The sequence below is a fragment of the Paenibacillus wynnii genome (assembly GCF_000757885.1).
Classification (GTDB): Bacteria; Bacillota; Bacilli; order Paenibacillales; family Paenibacillaceae; genus Paenibacillus_AQ; species Paenibacillus_AQ wynnii.
This window is the reverse complement of sequence record NZ_JQCR01000003.1, coordinates 631,261-649,132: the sequence shown is the minus strand read 5'-3', so window position 1 is coordinate 649,132 and position 17,872 is coordinate 631,261. Positions and strand designations below refer to the sequence as shown.

Genomic DNA, 17,872 nt, shown 5'->3' with positions numbered 1-17,872 from the left:
ATTAACACTAATGGATAAAAAAGATTACAAAGAAAATGAACATCTGGATAACAACGGAACTACGGAAGAACACAACGCTTCCGATAACGAAATTGAAGGTCCTCTCGCAGAGGAAACCAGCCCAGTGGTAGAAGAGGTCATCACCTCGGAACCTCCTGTTGCTGCGGAAATAGAGGAAAGCGTTCCCGTAATGAGTAAAGTAGGCTCAGCTCCTGCTATCGTTGAATCCTCTCCAAAAAGCAATAAGGGCTGGATGATTGCTTCCCTAATTCTGGCAGCAGCACTTATTGTCGTTCTAATTAAACCTCCCTTCCAAAAAGCAGACGGCGAATCAGCTGTAGCTACGGTAAATGGAACAAACATTACGAAGGATCAGTTATACGCTAAACTTGTTGAGGCCGGTGGTGAAAACACCCTTAAATCAATGATTACCACCACTATCGTTGAACTAGAAGCCAAAAAGGCCAATGTGCCTGCAGTAACTGATGCGGATATTAACGCAGAAATTGAAGATCTCAAGACTCAATTCGGCGGTGAAGCTGCCCTGAATTCTGCGCTTAGTCAAAGCGGCATGACCATTGATGATCTTAAGAAGCAAATGCCTATACAAGTTCAATTGCGTAAAATTCTAGAGCCGCAAATAAAGATTACAGATGATGAAGTTAAGAAATATTATGAAGATAACAAAGCAACGTATGATACGGTAGAACAGGTTCGGGCTTCCCATATACTCGTAGCTACCCAAGCTGAAGCTGATGCCATCCTGAAACAACTTAAGGATGGAGCTGACTTCGCCGCACTTGCTCAAGAGAAATCTACAGATACAGGTTCGAAGGACAACGGCGGAGATCTTGATTTCTTCAATCGTGAAGCGATGGATCCTAGCTTCGCAGATGCAGCCTTCAAGCTGAAGGTTGGGGAAACCAGCGGTGCAGTTAAATCCCAATTCGGCTTCCATATCATTAAGGTAACAGACCGCAAAGAAGCACATACTTCTACTTTTGAAGAGAAAAAGGAAGAAGTTCGTAAAACCCTTGTTACACAAAAAGTTTCTGAAATGTCCGCTACCTGGTTGGAAGAAACCACTGCGAAAGCAAAAATCACTAATACCCTTACGGATCCCAAAGATGACGCTGCAGCAACAGATGCACCAGCTGCCAGCGAAGCGCCAGCAAAAGAATAATATTGCCCTACACCAAAGAAGGACAAGGCCTAGGAGCCCTGTCCTTCTTTTTTATGCTTATTTAAATACTTTTACACGTTGTTCAATGGGTTGGAACTCCTTAGGACCTGGTGCAGCAGCAATTGAACCGAACGGAAGCTCAGCAATCAATTTCCATTCGGCGGGAATGCCCCAAGTTTCTTTAACTTCATCGTCAATCAACGGGTTATAATGCTGCAGCGAAGCGCCAAGGCTCACTTCAGCAAAGGCAGTCCATACTACATATTGAAGCATACCTGAAGATTGATTCGACCAGATCGGGAAATTATCAGCATATGCTGCATACTTTTCCTGTAGCTGTTTCAAAATCGCTTGATCCTCAAAGAATAAGACCGTTCCGTATCCACTCTTGAATGAACCCATCTTTTGTGCAGTGCCTTCAAATTGATCTGCAGGAACAATTTTACGTAAGGTTTCTGTGGTAATATCCCATAATTTATCATGTTTCTCTCCCAACAGAACTACAGCTCTAGAGGTTTGGGAGTTGAACGAAGTAGGGCTATGTAGAACCGCCTCTTCAACAATCTCTTGAATTTTGGCATCGGATACCGGGGATTGTTTACTGATCGCATATACAGAACGTCTAGCCTTGACTGCCTCAAAGAAATTACTCGTCATACATTCACTACCTCCATTTAATTTCAGATACTTTCTTTTAACCCATATAACATTGCCTGACCAACTACTATTGTCCCTAACTTCAAATTTTATTATTCCGATATATATTAATACCTGATTAAGCTATAATGAATCAGCCAATGTAATGAAAGAAGGTATACGGAATGGATTTATGGACAACATCACTTTTAAAAAAGGGAAGACCTCTCCTCTCCCTGCTCATTCTTTCAGCAAGTATCGGTCTGGCAGGATGTAAAAACATAAACTCTACTAATCCCTCAGAGACAGCAACAGCGAATATGGGAGATCGTAAGGCTGTTTCTTTCTGGGTGGCAACAGATCTTCACTATCTGGATAAAGGTCTACAGGACGGAGGCCAAGCCTTCCAGACCTATGTTAACGGAGGAGATGGCAAACTTCTTCCTTATATAGATGAGATCACAGAAGCCTTTGTTTACGATATTAAGCAGCAGAAGCCTGACTTTGTCATTCTTAGCGGGGATATAACGAATAATGGAGAACGCAGCAGTCACGAAGAATTAACAAAAAAGCTGCACCGAATTGAAAAGGCTGGAACCGCCGTTTATGTAATTCCGGGGAATCATGACTTGTTCAATCCTTGGGCAAGAGCCTTTAAAGATGACAAACAGATCGTTATCGATAGTATCACGGATAAAGAGTTTGCTGATATGTACGGTCAATATGGGTATGATGAAGCACTATTCCGTGATAAAGAAACGCTAAGCTATGCAGTACGAGCCGCTCCTGGTTTATGGCTCCTGATGATCGATAGCAGCCAATACTTGAATAACCGAAAGTTCGGCTTTCCCCAAACGGACGGACGAGTGGCTCCATCAACTTTGAAATGGATAGACGAGTGTGTGAAGTCTGCAGCCAAGGAGCATGCCTCCATTATTACCGTTCTGCATCATAACCTGTTGGACCATACCAGTATGTCTATTTCCGGATTTAAGCTGAATAACAGCCAGGAAACCATGAAGAATTTCCGCAAAAACGGCCTTAACCTAGCTTTATCAGGACACATTCATATGCAAGATATACGCCTTGATCCAGACCCTAGCCAGAAATCAGCAGATTCTACTTTAAATCCCGTTTATGATATCGCAACCAGCGCTTTTGCAGTTAACCCTCACCAATATGGGGCTATGTCCTTTGATCCTAATACTAGGTCAGTTAATTACAAGTCGGTGCCTGTTAATGTTGAAGGTTGGGCTAAAGCTAATCAAATTTCGGATCCAAATCTAACGAACTTCAAAGCTTATGCTGAAAAAAGCTTTGCAAAAGGTTCATATACCAAAGCTTATAACAGTCTAAAAGAAAGTGAATTTACAGAAGAACAAAAAGTATCGATGGCCGAAGCCATGTCAGCGCTAAATGTACGTTACTTTGCCGGGACTGCTGGAAGTCGTGCTGCAGACCTCAAGGATATGCCGGGTTTCAAGTTGTGGAATCAAGTTACTGACGGGTTCATTCCAGGTTATATACAGACTATGATTGCCCCTAAAGCAACTGATAACATAAACCTTCAAGTCAATTTGACAGAAAGGTAAATAAACCAAGAAGAAACGGCTTTGCCGTCCTTAATGGGACGGTACCCGTTTCTCGTAGAAATATAAGAAAAGTATACTAATAAATTATACTTTCTTATATTTCAAAAAAGAAGCCCGGATCTTCCGCGATTAAGCGGTAAAGAGCCGGGCTTCTTCATGTGAAGGGTAAAAACGGGAACGGCAACTATTTACGATCAATTAAGATATAGCCGTCGCTATCCTTTTCTATTGTTGCTTGTAGGGATTCCACCAATATACGAAGAGGTACGTAAGTGTCTCCATACTCATCCACGAATACCTTGCTTTCAAGCTTAACCTTAACTCCGTCAATGACAGCTACATTTGAGCCAATTTTGAATGTGATTTTTTTGCCACTGAGATCATCCGTTACAATAATCTGGCGGTTTGCTTTATCCCATTCGACTTTAGCATCCAAATCTTGAGCTACATAACGAAGAGGTACCATTGTTGTATTACCAACAACAACCGGATAGTAATATTCATCATCAGGAGCGATAACTAATGATTTCTTCGTAATACCCATATCCTCTTTCAGGATACGATATGCATTTGAATTCACATCAAAGTTTCTCATGGTTTGACCAGGAGTAAGTTGAATGGAAGACATATCAAACGCACCCTCAGTGCTCATTTGATCAGCCGTAACCTTGCCGTTGATATTCCAAGATTCACTTTGCGATTTGAAGGAAATACTCTTCAAAGGAAGGTCTTCGCTTGATGGCAACGCTACGTTCAATTCCACGTTCTGCTTGCGAACATGAAGTCCACTGTCCACAAAGAGATCCACGCTTAGCTTCGTATCCTTGCTTAATACGGTCTTCAGTTCCGGTGTGGTTTCATACAGGTTATTTAGCTGTTTGTCATAAACCAACAACACAGCATCAACAGCAAGTTTTACCGCATCATGAAGAACTGTCACAACATCTTCTTTATTGTCCAGTGGAATTTCTCCCAAACCTAAGAAGTCATCGGCAGATTCGCCAGCTGATTTAATGACAGGAAGTAAATAATCATATAAACCATTAAGCAGCTCTGTTAAGCCTTCTGCATCCTTAGATACTGATTTAAGGAAAGATTTAAGAAGTGCAGGGAATTCCTCTCCTGTAACTTCAGCATGTAGTTTAGTCATGCTCACTTGCTCTCCATAAACAGCTTCTGTAACAGGGCTCACCTGAATTACGGATGGATTCGGCAGATTCTTGACCACAAAACGGGTCATGATTTTGGTAACTTCCTCGGCCTTAGCAGTATCCAGTCCTTCCTCACCAAGTAATGCTTCATAGTCAGCAATAGGGTAGTAGAAAGGCTGCTTAGCACCTTCTACAGTAAATACTACAGCTTTCTTATCTAAGTATACTGAGAATGGCAAGTTCAACTTTTTAAAAATCACAGAACCTTGTGCTGAAATATTACCATTGTCCTGAAGCTTGACATGACTAACATTTAAAGAGAACGAATTGATAAGTTCGATCATGTCCTTATCCTCTTGGCTAATACCAGCTGCAGGTACAGCATTTAGGGAGAACGTCATATTGGATTCTGACGATTTGACGTCGACGTTTCCGATCAATGCCTTTGTGGTATCAAAACCACCAATAGATTGACAACCTGCCAGGATTAATAGTATTGCGATGAAAGGGACAAACCATTTTGAGCGTGCGATAAATTTCCTCATTGCATTTCTCCTCTACCTGGGATAATTTGATAACCTGTTTATTATCTCAGTAAGGGTAAGATTTGTAAATTATCAGTTTTTTAATTAATATAAATACATCTTTATTATAGCCAGTATCAACAGATGTCCCGGATAAAAGGACCACCAAACCTTACGTGGGACACGCCGTTTCTCTAACTGTCCCCAAAGAGCTGGACCGAAAGCAATCATTAGAGTAGGCAATAAGCTTGTCATCTGTATAACCCAACCGCTATAGAATAGATAGAAGCTATTCAGTAACAAATGGCCTAGTACCATCCAATAGGATTTGGCATAACGATAGATCAGCACCAGCAGCAAGCCGTACGCTCCATAATCGACAGGGAAATAATCCATAGTTACACTAACTCCAGCAACCAAAATTAACGCAAGCCCTGGGTTTGGAAAGCGATCCAGTACTGCCAAGACAAGAGCAGACAAAAGTAATGTAAATACGATATTCAGTCCATGAGGATCTATCGCCAGATTATAGGGAAGCTGTGCCAGAACTGCAATCAGCAGCAGCCGTAATAAATATTTCGTTTTGGAGGATGTATGAATATGCCCTTGAACAAGAGCGTAGCAATAGATCGGAAAAGCAATTCTCCCGACATACCTCCAGGTCATATCCTGTGGAAAAAAGATATATCCTATATGATCAATCAGCATCGTAATCATGGCAATAAGCTGCAAGGGGGGCCTCCCTCTTTTTTACCTTTTATTATCTATTGATTTGCCCATCAATACAAGTTGTGAGAAAAAGCCGTCCTCCGAGGTGAATCGGAAGCGGCTGGGGTATGATATATGCCTAATTTAGGAGGTTTTTGATTTATTGTAAATATCAAATCCAACTGCCAACAGGAGTACAAGTCCTTTGATTCCTTGCTGCCAGTCCACACCTAGACCTACGAGTGACATCCCGTTATTCATAACACCCATAACCAGACCGCCGATAATAGCTCCGATTACGGTTCCGATCCCACCTGAAGCAGAGGCTCCACCAATAAAGCAAGCAGCAATCGCGTCCAATTCAAAGTTGGTTCCCGCTTTAGGTGTTGCCGAATTCAATCGAGCTGCGAATACAAGTCCGGATAGTGCTGCCAATACACCCATGTTGACGAATACCCAGAAGGTAACCCGCTTGGTTTTGACACCGGAAAGGCTTGCTGCCTTCTCATTTCCACCCAATGCGTAAATATGCCGTCCCATCGTCATCCGGTTCATTACGAAGGAGTAAATAGCGATCAGCACCAGCAAAATAACTAGGATATTCGGAATACCATTATATTGAGCTAGTACAAAAGTAAATGCATTAATTACAAGTACCAGCGCTGCTGACTTTGCAACAGATAGCCAAACAGAGGATTGTTCGAAACCGTATTTGGTTTGAATTTTACGGGTTTTGAATTCCTGATACACAACAAGTGTGGAAAGAAGGACACCTATTATAAGCGTTAACACATGCATCGTACTTCCATTAAATATATCGGGTATAAATCCCGAACTGATTTTCTGAAACGTCTTTGGAAAAGGAGCAATCGATTGACCATTTAGTACGATCATCGTTAAACCCCGGAACAACAGCATTCCCGCCAGCGTTACAATGAAAGCCGGTATTTTAATATAGGCTACCCAGAACCCTTGCCAGGCTCCTACCAGTGCACCCATAAGCAAGGAGAGAACAACGGCGAGTACCGGATTCATTTGCATGTCCACCATCATTATTGCTGATAATGCACCGATAAAAGCGGCTACTGACCCTACAGAAAGGTCTATATGACCGGTAATAATGACTAACACCATTCCGATTGCCAGCACAAGAATATAGCTGTTCTGGAGGATCAGGTTGGTTACGTTAAGCGGCTTGAGCAAAATTCCATCCGTAAGGATTTGAAAGAAAATGGATATAAAGATCAGTGCAACAATCATGCCGTATTGGCGGATATTTTTTTTGAAAAGTTCACCTATGGCTCCCATTTGGTATTACCCCCTGCTTCGTGTCATGTATTTCATTAAGGTCTCTTGCGATGCATCCTGCCGATCGACTTCTCCGCTGATATGCCCTTCATTCATAATGTAAATCCGGTCACACATCCCCAGAATTTCGGGAAGCTCCGAGGAGATGACTAGCACACCTTTACCTTCGGACGCCAGCTGATTAATAATCGAGTAGATTTCATATTTGGCACCTACGTCAATACCACGGGTAGGCTCATCCAAGATGAGAATATCCGGCCCCGTATAGATCCATTTGCTCAGAACAACCTTCTGCTGATTGCCACCGCTCAGATTCACTGTTTTTTGCAAGATACTTGGCGATTTGATATTCAGCTTCCTGCGGTACTCCTCCGCAACCAGCACCTCTTCGTTCTCGTTAATCACGCCACGCTTGGACAGCTTCTTCAAGCTGCTCAAAGAAATATTGCGCTTAATATCATCAATTAGAATCAGTCCATAATGCTTGCGATCCTCTGTAACATAAGCTAAACCGTGGTCCATCGCCTTGTTAATGTCCGTTAGATGCACTTCCTTGCCGTGCATGAATACTTGGCCGCTGATGCGTTTACCGTATGATCTGCCAAAGACGCTCATGGCAAGCTCGGTTCGCCCAGCACCCATCAAACCTGCGATGCCCACCACTTCACCCCGGCGGATATGCATATTAATGTTATTCAGCATTTTGCGGTCCTGTTGAGTCGGATGGTACACTTCCCAATTCCGCACTTCAAAGATCGTTTCTCCAATCTGCGGAGTACGTTCGGGATATCGATTCGTCAGGTCACGCCCAACCATTCCCTTGATAATGACATCCTCGGTAACTTGGTCTTTCTTCATATCCAGTGTCTGTATCGTCTGGCCGTCCCGAAGTATCGTTACGGAATCCGCTATCTTCTCGATTTCGTTCAATTTATGCGAAATGATAATGGACGAGATCCCTTGTTTTTTGAGCTCCAAAATGAGCTCCAGCAGATTCTCACTATCATCCTCATTGAGCGCCGCAGTGGGTTCGTCGAGAATAAGCAACTTAACTTCCTTGGAGAGTGCTTTTGCGATCTCTACCAGCTGCTGTTTACCGACCCCGATAGTGGATACCTGTGTAAAAGGCGATTCATTAAGGCCGACGGTTTGCAGCAGTCCTCTTGTCTTAACCGTCGTTTCGTTCCAGTTGATCACCCCACGCTTCGCCTGCTCATTCCCGAGGAAGATGTTTTCCGAAATCGACAAATACGGAATTAACGCCAGTTCTTGATGGATAATAACAATCCCAAGACTTTCGCTATCCTTGATATCTTTGAACTGGCAGACCTGTCCTTTGTATAAAATATCCCCCTCGTAGTTGCCGTGAGGATACACACCGCTGAGCACTTTCATCAGTGTAGATTTGCCGGCGCCATTCTCGCCGCATAAAGCGTGAATTTCACCCTCTTTAACCTTTAAGTTAACATTTGAGAGTGCCTTGACCCCGGGGAACGTTTTGGTTATTCCCTTCATCTCCAAAATGTAGTCTGTCAATGCTTTTCACCCAGCTTTCCTTGTGACTGTAATAACGGAAGCGGCAAGCGGGCTTTATTCAGACCCACCGCCGCATCCTCATTTCCCTATCCATTACCGGCTGATTATTGGCCGAGTTGATCTTTAGTGTAATATCCGCCTTCTACGAGAACCTTATCTAGATTAGCAGCATCAACAGATACCGGCTCCAGCAAATATGCAGGTACGATTTTGACACCATTGTCATAGGTTTTTGTATCATTCACTTCTGCTTCTGTTCCTTTAAGCACGCTTTCAGTCATCTCTACCGCTTTCTTTGCAAGCTCACGAGTATCTTTAAATACGGTTTGTGTCTGTTCGCCAGCCAGGATAGATTTCACGGAAGCAAGCTCAGCATCTTGACCTGTGACTACTGGAAGTTTCTTGTCTCCTGAACCATAACCAATACCTTTAAGCGAGGAAAGAATACCGATACTGATACCATCATAAGGAGAAAGGACTGCATCCAGATTGTCGGAAGCATAGTTCGCGCTCAACAGGTTATCCATACGGGCTTGAGCTGCTGCTCCATCCCAACGAAGGGTGGCAACTTGATCCATAGTTGTCTGTTTACTGCGAACAACCAATTTACCGGATTCGATATAAGGATTCAGGATGGACATCGCTCCATCAAAGAAGAAGTACGCATTGTTATCATCCGGGGAACCGCCGAACAATTCAATATTGAAAGGTCCCTTGCCTTCTTTCAGTCCGAGCTTTTCTTCAATGTATGAGCCTTGAAGCACTCCGACTTTAAAGTTATCAAAAGTAGCATAGTAGTCTACATATTCACTTTTTTTGATTAAGCGGTCATAAGCGATAACTTTTACGTTGGCATCATGCGCTTTTTGCAACACGTCTGTCAGTGCCTCGCCATCAATTGAAGCGATTACAATTGCATTTACGCCTTTAGTGATCATATTTTCAATCTGGGAAACCTGATTCTCAACGACATCCTCCGCATATTGAAGATCCGTCCCATAACCCAACTTCTCGAACTCTTTGACCATGTTGTTGCCGTCGTTTACCCAACGCTCCGAAGATTTCGTCGGCATTGCAATCCCAACCTTGCCTTTATCTCCTTCAGAACTGCCACTAGAACCATTACCACAAGCGGATAAAATAAGTACAAGTGCCATCGTCAACATCATCCATGAATATTTTTTCATTTGGCCATACCCCCTGAACTATTCTGTTGTCTTTACGGAAGCGGATGCTTCGTTTGACAAGTTGAGTATAGCAAGGCAGTGTGGGTGCGGTATTTACAATGAAACTACTGTTTTTATAAAAATCAAACCTTTGTTAGCGTTTTCATAAATGGGCCAAAAATAAGGGAGTTCCAATCACCATATAAATGGCTAAAGGAACACCCTTATCAAATATTTCAAACTAAAGGAAATGAATTACTTTCTATACTATAATTATATAGACTGAACTTTTATTTACAGGTGAATTCAAAGTCGATCATTGACTTCCAACGGGTTCACATGGATGCTGCTCACAAACGTAGTAACGTTAATTCGGATACAAGGCGTTTGCTATCGCTCCTATGGTTTTCAAATTACCTTTCGCTCCTTCTCGCTTTTTGTGTTTTTTTCTTCAGCTTATAAAAAGAAGGAATTTTTGCTACTAATTAAGGATTCAACTCCTAAGGAGTTAATTACAAGGAATTTCCCACTCTGATTTTAGGTTTTAGATGAATATTTCGGAGGCATCAGTAAAATAGATGTATCTTATACACTTACTTCTAGCTTTTAGTGCTGTGATGTATGGATAGATGTACTTTGTGCAACTAAAAACATGAATATGCCGGTTAAACCCCGGAATACCCAAAAATAAGTGTATAAAGTGCAATTAAACACCCTAAAGTGTGCTAAAGGAGAAATATAAGTGTAGAATGTGCAACTATATAAATTGACACCCATGTAGGTAGAGGTTTTTCCGTTTTTTTTCGCGGATAACCCTAGGAGATACTTCTACTCTTATCCACAAACTTCTTGACGCTACCAATATGGATAATTCCATGTTGATTACAAGGTTTTATTTATGATTTACAGGGAAACTTTCCCTCTAAACTATATTTATCACAGGTACAGAGTCCTAGTAGTAAAATGGATCTAAAACAAACTTGTATTATCGGTTACTAGAGAACAATCAAATCAGTGAGAGGTTCTCCCCGAGTATTCCTACATGAACGCCTATTCATTAACGTGAGTCCGCTCACGGTTGATAACTCAAAGTCTAATCATACTTCATATTTACTACCTCTCTTCTAGGGAATAAATATGAAGTACACTCTATTTAGATGGATTGGTTGTTGAACCACTGTAATTATTTGGGAGGTTATCCTGTGTTTCAAAACTTAATATTTGCCTTAATAGTCGCCATTCCTTTTAGCGTTGTTAATTTTAACGGTTATCTTATGGGGGGGCCACCCACTCAGGCACAAGTAATTGCTTCTTTTCTTTTTAATATGATATGGCTGATCTTTGGTTTAATTATGGCTATCAAGGCAAGGCGGAATTTCATAACATTTACAACCATTTACTGGTTTGTTGGAGGATTATTAGGTACATTAGCTTATTTGTTTGAATCTTTGGAAATGGCACTTATACCTGTCTTTATTTTCGCAGGGCCTTCTTATGGATTGAATTTTAATAGCGTGTATATTGATTTCTTACGCATTAAGTTTATTAGGTTATTTTCTCGGCAGGTTAATAATGACCACGATTCGGATGAAAAGCGACTCCTAAGTAACACTACCGTCTTCCGGAGATGCCCCTTTGCGGAATTGCAGGGGAGATACACCCGTTTGTTTTTTAAATGATGTGCTGAAATAATGCTGAGTCTCATATCCTGTCCGCTCGGCAACTTCATAAATACTCATATCCGTTGCATTCAACAGCTGTGCAGCCTTCCGAATTCGGATCTGGGTCAAATAAGCCCCAAAGGACGTTCCAAGCTCCTGCTTGAACAGCCTGCTGAGATAAACCGGAGAAGCTTGCAGCATGCCTGCCATTGAATCCAGAGTCAAGCCGTATTCATTGTAATGCTCTAGCATATACTGCTTAGCTCTACGTACCAAAGGGGATAAGGGGACTTCCTTAGACAGAGATACTCTACACTTGCGGTAGGCAGTAGAAAGCTCTGTAATGTCTCCCTCAACCGGCTCAATACCAACCTCAACAGCGATTTTTAGGTGAAGCCGGACCTCTTGTTCCACACGCGCCAGCATGGCCTCCGCATTATTCTCCCAAAGAAGAACAACAATTAGACCGGTAGAATCACGAAAAATAGCTTTAGGGTATTCATTTAATAACTCCAGCGTAATATTCTCTATCGCAAACATAAATAGCTGCCGTTCTTTCTCTTTCATACCTGAGTTCTGCACTTCCCAACGCCAGCGGATAATACCCAGCAATTCAGGACGGACTAACGGCAATTGCAAAAAGTGGAGCTGTTCCTTTATCTCGGATGGGCTCAAGTTTCCGTCGAGCCATTCCTGACAGAAGCGTTCACGCAGCAACGGGAAGTTTTTCAGGATTTGCCTGGAAGCCTGCTCCAAATGCTGACTCTTCTGCCGCTCAGACTCCAGTTCATCCCTAACACCCCGTATTACCTGTGTCAGCTGTTTGGGATCAGCTGGTTTTAGAATATAATCATTCACTTGGAGTCTAATCGATTCCTGAGCGTAGGTAAATTCATCATGTCCCGTAATCACAATGATCTTGCAGGCTGGCAGCTTCTCTCTGAGCTTCTTCATCAGCTCAATTCCGTGCATAATGGGCATATTAAGATCAACTAGAGCGATATGAATGTTATGTTCTAATGCATTGTCCAGCGCTTCCTCTCCATCCTCTGCTTCCGTTACAACCTGCAGTCCCAGACCTTCCCAATCCACTGACTGCTTAATGCCTTCCCGGATGATGTATTCATCATCAGCAATCATGACCCTCCAACGTTCCATAACTTGAACCTCCATGAGCAGTTACTCTATATGTTTTTGTGCGTATTATAGCTATCTCGGACGATAGGGTGACGAACAGTGACCGTAGTCCCGGTTCCCAACTCACTATCAATAGAAAGACCGTACTCTTGACCGTAAGTGAGTCTAATTCTAGCCTGCACATTCAGAATTCCGTATCCGCTCCCTGTCCCCTCCATTTGATAGGGCTCCGCCTCACCAGAACCCGACTCTTCCCCAATTCTGTTCAGCTTCTGTCTTAATATCGCAAGTCTGTCCGGTGGAATACCAGCTCCATTATCCCGAACAGTCAAGAGAAGATCCCCTTCTGCTTCTGTCACTTCAATGGAGATATGCCCAGGACCACGGCGCTCCTTAATTCCGTGATAGATTGCATTCTCTACAAGGGGCTGCAGCAACAGCTTCAATACATAAAACTCCTGAAGCTGCGGATCTGCTTCTATTTTATAAGCAAGCTTGCTGCTGTACCGAACGTGCTGGATCTTTAAATAGCTGACAATATGCTCGAGTTCATCGGCTAGTGGAACAATGTCGCTTCCTTTGCTTAGTCCCAGACGGAATAGCCGTGACAGAGAGTGAACAACCTCCGCAATATCCTCCGACCCTTTACTGCGTGCCATCCAATGGATCGTATCCAGTGTGTTATAAAGGAAATGCGGTTTAATATGGGCTTGCAAGCTGCGCAGCTCCGCTTCCCGCTTCTGCCTTTCCTGTACTTCTGTTAATGAGAGCAACCGGGCAATTTGTGCCAGCATAGTATTAAAGCTTCTACCCAGCATCCCAATTTCATCCGATCGCTCCCCCCAATAGCGGATGGTTAAATCACCGGATTCTGCCTTGCTCATAAAGGACATGAGTTGACAGATCGGTCTTGAAATAGAATAAGCCAGATAAAAAGATGCCGTCATGCCCAGCATGCAGACCACGAATACAAAGGTGACGACATTAAACGTGATTTCTCTGACCCCATAGGCTGATTCCTCCATCGGAAAAACACCCAAGGTCGTCCATCCGGTAAACGGGGAGGTTCTGTAAATCATCTGGATATGCCTTCCATCCACCTTCTCTGAGGAAATACCAGAAGTTTCTGTGAACAGATTCATAGGTATATTCTTGATAAGTGGATGCTGCGGTGTATATATCATATCCCCGCTACTGTCCACCACTGTCAAATAACCGGTCTTGCCAAGCGTAACATCTCTAGCTGTCTCTGCAATGACACGAAGCTTCAAATCCACTAGCACGACACCTTGAACCACCTGAGTCTCCGGATCAATAATGGCTCTTACTGCGGATACAACTTCACTTTCCTTATAATCTGCATGTGATCTTACTGCCCGACCATAGGGATGACCAATAATTTTGAAAATCCCCTTATTATCAACAGCAGCCTTATACCACTCTTCGTCCGTGACACTGGTTCCAGAGCGCGTGTACATCTCATTACTAATGAAATCGCCCCCGCTGTTCACCACCATGATACCGGCGATTTCCGAGCTTAGTGTCGTGAAGCCCTGTAGAAATTTACGTATATTATATTGAGCAGATTCACCGCTGGTGGTTCCCGTAATGTCAGTGGATTTCCCCTTCGCTAAAAACTTCTGAACCCCTGGATCGAAGGATATTAAATAAGTGATTTTCTGCAGATTCTCAACATCATTCTCCAGTGCCGTATTAACTTTTCCAATCAGCTGGATCGTATTCTCATTGCTTTGATCTTCAACAATGCGGTCCACAGTCCAGCCTATTAATAGCCCTAAACCGATAGAGGGCAAAATACTAATGAGCAAAAAGTGCACAATTAGCTTGTAGCGTAAAGGTAGATTATTTAATTTCAGACTATCCATCGTAATTCGTGATTTACGGGTCATAATTCAACCCCCCTCTTGCAGCAGTTACTTTGCATAGTAGTTATCCACATTTGCCCGCGTAACTACATCAATTCCTGTATTCACCGTATCCGGAACCGTCATAGGCATATACTGAGAATATCCCGAAGGAGCGGCAGCAAGATGACGATTAAGCTGAAACAGTTCCATAAGTGACCAATACCCCATATTCCAAGTACCCTGGGCCATAGTAGCAGAGATGATGCCGTTCTTCACTAAATCAAGCGTTCCCTTGTCGGTGTCAAAGCTGATGATTTTGGGAGATACTCCTGGCCCCTTATGTGCTTGTACCGCTTCAGCAACACCTATACCGCCATTCGATTCTGTAGCAAATATTCCTGAGAGACCCGGATACCTTGTTAGTATTTGTTCAGCAGCCTCTCTAGAATAGACTTGATCACCCCGTCCATCCTGAACGGCAACAACTTCCATATCTGGATACTCGTTAATTATCGTGTCACGGAAACCATCTGTACGCTCCTGATGATTATGCTGATCGGGTGTGGTAACAATAGCTATCTTGCCGGCACTCCCTGTCAATTCAGCCATTTTGCGGGCGGCTTCAATACCAGCACTATAATTATCTGTACCCAAAAAAGAATAAGCCTTGCTATTCGGTGCTCCTGAGTCAAATAGCACTACGGGAATACCGCTCTCCACCGCTTTGTTGATCGTAGCGGTTAGAAGCTTAGAGTTTACTGCCGAGATGGCAATTCCTGCAGGCTTTTTGGCTATCACCTGCTCAAGCACGGTCATTTGTTCATTTGCATTATGTTGAGTAGAACCATGATATTCTACAGAGACATTCAATTCTTCGGCCCCATCCTCGAAGCCCTTTAGGACACTTTTCCAATAATCGATCCCGCTCTGAAAGGTGACCATAACATAGGTGTCTTCTATATTCCCCCGCAACCCCGTTGTCTCCCACGGATCTGCAGTTCGAGCCTGAAGCTTGTAATTCAGTACATATACGAGGAAAATTCCGATTAGAAGGACATAAACAAGCCACAGCTTTTTCATACTGAAACCCCTTTCAATTGTGAATATAGCTACAATAACCCATGCCCATCATACCCCTTTTAATTTACAAAATAAATATCTATTTCACAAATATATAAAGAAAAGAGGCGTTACGGAAGTCTTCTTCCATAATGCCTCTTCTCCGACAAAATAATACTTAAATTAGGCTTTTACGTACAAACGACTGCTTTCTTCCCAGTATTCCCCTGGCTGCAAACTAAAGAGTCCAATTTGGTCTGCTGGCAGGTCAACATGCGGGGCATTCACCAGATTGATTTGCGGTTCCGGGCAAAAGAAACCCTCAGTCGCAAAGTTATTCCAGATCATCCACTGTTTATAGGAGGTACCTACGTCATACACAAGAGTAACCCCTGCTTTGTTATCTGTGAGTTCCATACGATTACGTCCGTTTTGCGCTACAGCGGTGTAATGGTTGTCCATAGCCGCAAAAAAAGGATATACACCTTCGTCGCGAAGCGCTACTTCTTCCGCCTGCAGCTCCTGATAGCCACCTGTAGGCAACATCCGTTCGTTCAGCTCCCAACGATCACCAATTGTAAGCTTTACACGGTAATCCTGAGCCGAACTTCCAGGTGCAAACGGAGCATTAACCGCTGTATGGAAGGCTAGCAGACACGGCATGATATCATCCCCATCATTATGGACGAGCAGTTGTTGAGACAATCCGCCTTCTCCAAGGGTATAACGAAGCTTAATGGTATATTTATGTGGGAGATATTGATAGGAGTCATGATTCTCATCTACTTGGATCTTCACAGTAACGAAGCTTTCGCTTACGCCGCTGCCGAATTCCTCAACTTCCCAGGCTGCTGTATGTAAGAACCCATGCAAATGGTTGCCGGTTGCGGCTTCATTGACCGGGAACTGATATACTTGTCCATTCCACGGAAACTTACCATCTTCATAACGATTTGGAGGAAACAACACAGGTATTCCATGAATGCCCGGGTTTTGTCTGAAAGCGTCCATTTCCTCAGCACCAGGCTCGTGCAGAAAACGGTAACCGTTTTCGGTATCTCGGAAGCAGATTAAATTCCCCCCGATTCCAGGCAGCACTGCCGCCTCATAACGTCCGGCTTTCAACCAAATGGCAGCCTCGCCTTCATAATGTCCTTCAAATGCTGAAATTGACATATTAACAATAACTCTCCCTTCCAGAATCAAAAAATGTCTCTGCACTTGTTAGATTACCACAACTTGCCTCTGAAGCGACATGTCAATTTATAATTGTTCTACTTCAACACTCATTACATGGTTGATATGCTTAACATCATAATAAATTTCGGTAGCATAATCCCTATCCGGTGCAGACAAAACCATGTCTATTAATTGTCTTCCGTCTTCCAAATCTTTAATTTTCATTCTGCGGATCACTCTAGTCCCGCCTTTGGACTTCTTGTTTTCACTTTCTTGGCGGTTCTCAATTTTTTGAATTACTTCGGTTAAGACATAGTTGGCTTCCATAATAATTTTGACGGAGACCTCATGTTTGTTCAATCCCTCCGGGCCAATCGCTTTGATTAAAAGAGGTACCACATTAACCGCGAACATTAGCAGCACTACAGCATAAGCAGCCTCGATATAAAAGCCCGCCCCCACCGCTATTCCTATCCCGGAAGCCGTCCAGATTAATGCTGCCGAGGTTAAACCGGAGATTGCATCCCCGCCTCTTCTGAGAATAACTCCTGCTCCCAGAAAACCGATCCCACTTACAATTTGAGCTGCCAACCGCATGGGATCCATGTTAGGATGGTTAGGGTTTGCGAATTTGTCGTAGGCATGGATGGAGACTACGGTGACAAGACAACTCGCGATACTGATGACCATACTGGTCCGAATCCCCAACGGCTTCTGTTTTAATTGCCGGTCAATGCCGATGAAAAGCCCGAACAGCATGGCAATAAGTAATTTGATTAACGATTCTGTGTGCATTTGCATAGAAACCTCTCCTTAACATGATAAACACAGTATATTATAACGGATTACCAATGATTTGATTATTTTTATTTTATTATATTATATTATAATAAATTGAACTTAAGATATTAACTTAAGGCTCAGGAGTCTCTACAGTGATGAGTTGGACTTCGGCTTATTTTAGAAGGGATTTTTCCTACTAAGTTAAGTGTTGAATCAACTATTGAATATTTAGTGGTGATAAATCCCTCCAATTTCAGGTTTTAGCCTCAAAAAGCCTTTAACCGGATAAGTTTCTAGTATTTAGTGGTATTTCCCTCTAAACTTTATTTGCCTTAGATTCAGACTCCCTGCAGCAACCTGGATCGAAAACAAACTTGTAAT

The 17,872-nt window shown here is 42.9% G+C and carries 14 protein-coding genes; 3 read left to right on the top strand and 11 right to left on the bottom strand.

The features are described from left to right. Positions 1-10: 10 nt before the first annotated feature. A complete protein-coding gene (locus tag PWYN_RS18195) occupies positions 11-1,183 on the top strand; it encodes a peptidylprolyl isomerase (RefSeq protein WP_036654945.1) in 1,173 nt (390 codons plus the stop codon). A 57-nt stretch (positions 1,184-1,240) separates the two neighbouring features. Here the strand turns inward: PWYN_RS18195 and PWYN_RS18190 are convergent, their stop codons facing one another. Beyond that, positions 1,241-1,840 carry a nitroreductase family protein gene (locus tag PWYN_RS18190; protein WP_036654942.1) on the bottom strand — a complete coding sequence of 200 codons (600 nt, stop codon included), beginning with the start codon at positions 1,838-1,840 and terminating at the stop codon, positions 1,241-1,243. A gap of 164 nt (positions 1,841-2,004) precedes the next feature. On the opposite strand from PWYN_RS18190, the gene PWYN_RS18185 reads away from it, so the two are divergent. Then, positions 2,005-3,411, top strand: coding sequence for a metallophosphoesterase (locus tag PWYN_RS18185; protein WP_052088097.1), 1,407 nt, complete (start codon positions 2,005-2,007; stop codon positions 3,409-3,411). A gap of 184 nt (positions 3,412-3,595) precedes the next feature. On the opposite strand, the gene PWYN_RS18180 is transcribed toward PWYN_RS18185, so the two are convergent. The 5 genes from PWYN_RS18180 to chvE all read right to left on the bottom strand — a co-directional run bounded on the left by PWYN_RS18180 (position 3,596) and on the right by chvE (position 9,825). Beyond that, a complete protein-coding gene (locus tag PWYN_RS18180; protein ID WP_052088095.1) occupies positions 3,596-5,107 on the bottom strand; it encodes a copper amine oxidase N-terminal domain-containing protein in 1,512 nt (503 codons plus the stop codon). Positions 5,108-5,191: 84 nt separating this feature from the next. Continuing rightward, entirely contained in the window at positions 5,192-5,818 is a 627-nt protein-coding gene (locus PWYN_RS18175) for a TraX family protein (RefSeq protein WP_036654939.1), read from the bottom strand. 120 nt (positions 5,819-5,938) lie between these two features. After that, a complete protein-coding gene (gene mmsB, locus PWYN_RS18170; protein ID WP_036654936.1) occupies positions 5,939-7,102 on the bottom strand; it encodes a multiple monosaccharide ABC transporter permease in 1,164 nt (387 codons plus the stop codon). Between the two features lie 6 nt (positions 7,103-7,108). Further along, positions 7,109-8,638: a multiple monosaccharide ABC transporter ATP-binding protein gene (mmsA, locus tag PWYN_RS18165; RefSeq protein ID WP_036654934.1), complete on the bottom strand. Its 1,530-nt coding sequence runs from the start codon at positions 8,636-8,638 to the stop codon at positions 7,109-7,111. Positions 8,639-8,742: 104 nt separating this feature from the next. Continuing rightward, positions 8,743-9,825, bottom strand: a complete 1,083-nt coding sequence (chvE, locus tag PWYN_RS18160) for a multiple monosaccharide ABC transporter substrate-binding protein (protein ID WP_036654931.1) — start codon at positions 9,823-9,825, stop codon at positions 8,743-8,745. Positions 9,826-11,006: 1,181 nt separating this feature from the next. Here chvE and PWYN_RS29315 point away from each other — a divergent pair. Then, entirely contained in the window at positions 11,007-11,483 is a 477-nt protein-coding gene (locus PWYN_RS29315; protein WP_157261214.1) for a hypothetical protein, read from the top strand. Here the strand turns inward: PWYN_RS29315 and PWYN_RS18155 are convergent. The 5 genes from PWYN_RS18155 to PWYN_RS18135 all read right to left on the bottom strand — a co-directional run bounded on the left by PWYN_RS18155 (position 11,406) and on the right by PWYN_RS18135 (position 17,509). Continuing rightward, complete coding sequence (locus tag PWYN_RS18155; protein WP_084146781.1) at positions 11,406-12,623, bottom strand: response regulator; 1,218 nt, start codon at positions 12,621-12,623, stop codon at positions 11,406-11,408. The genes PWYN_RS29315 and PWYN_RS18155 overlap by 78 nt on opposite strands. A 26-nt stretch (positions 12,624-12,649) precedes the next feature. Then, positions 12,650-14,512: a cache domain-containing sensor histidine kinase gene (locus PWYN_RS18150; protein WP_052088094.1), complete on the bottom strand. Its 1,863-nt coding sequence runs from the start codon at positions 14,510-14,512 to the stop codon at positions 12,650-12,652. A gap of 24 nt (positions 14,513-14,536) precedes the next feature. Further along, positions 14,537-15,550, bottom strand: coding sequence for a substrate-binding domain-containing protein (locus tag PWYN_RS18145; RefSeq protein ID WP_036654924.1), 1,014 nt, complete (start codon positions 15,548-15,550; stop codon positions 14,537-14,539). 162 nt (positions 15,551-15,712) lie between these two features. Beyond that, entirely contained in the window at positions 15,713-16,705 is a 993-nt protein-coding gene (locus tag PWYN_RS18140) for an aldose 1-epimerase (RefSeq protein ID WP_036654922.1), read from the bottom strand. 87 nt (positions 16,706-16,792) lie between these two features. Then, the gene (locus PWYN_RS18135; RefSeq protein WP_036654920.1) at positions 16,793-17,509 is read right to left on the bottom strand and encodes an MgtC/SapB family protein; all 717 of its coding nucleotides are present in this window, start codon (positions 17,507-17,509) and stop codon (positions 16,793-16,795) included. Positions 17,510-17,872 lie beyond the last annotated feature (363 nt).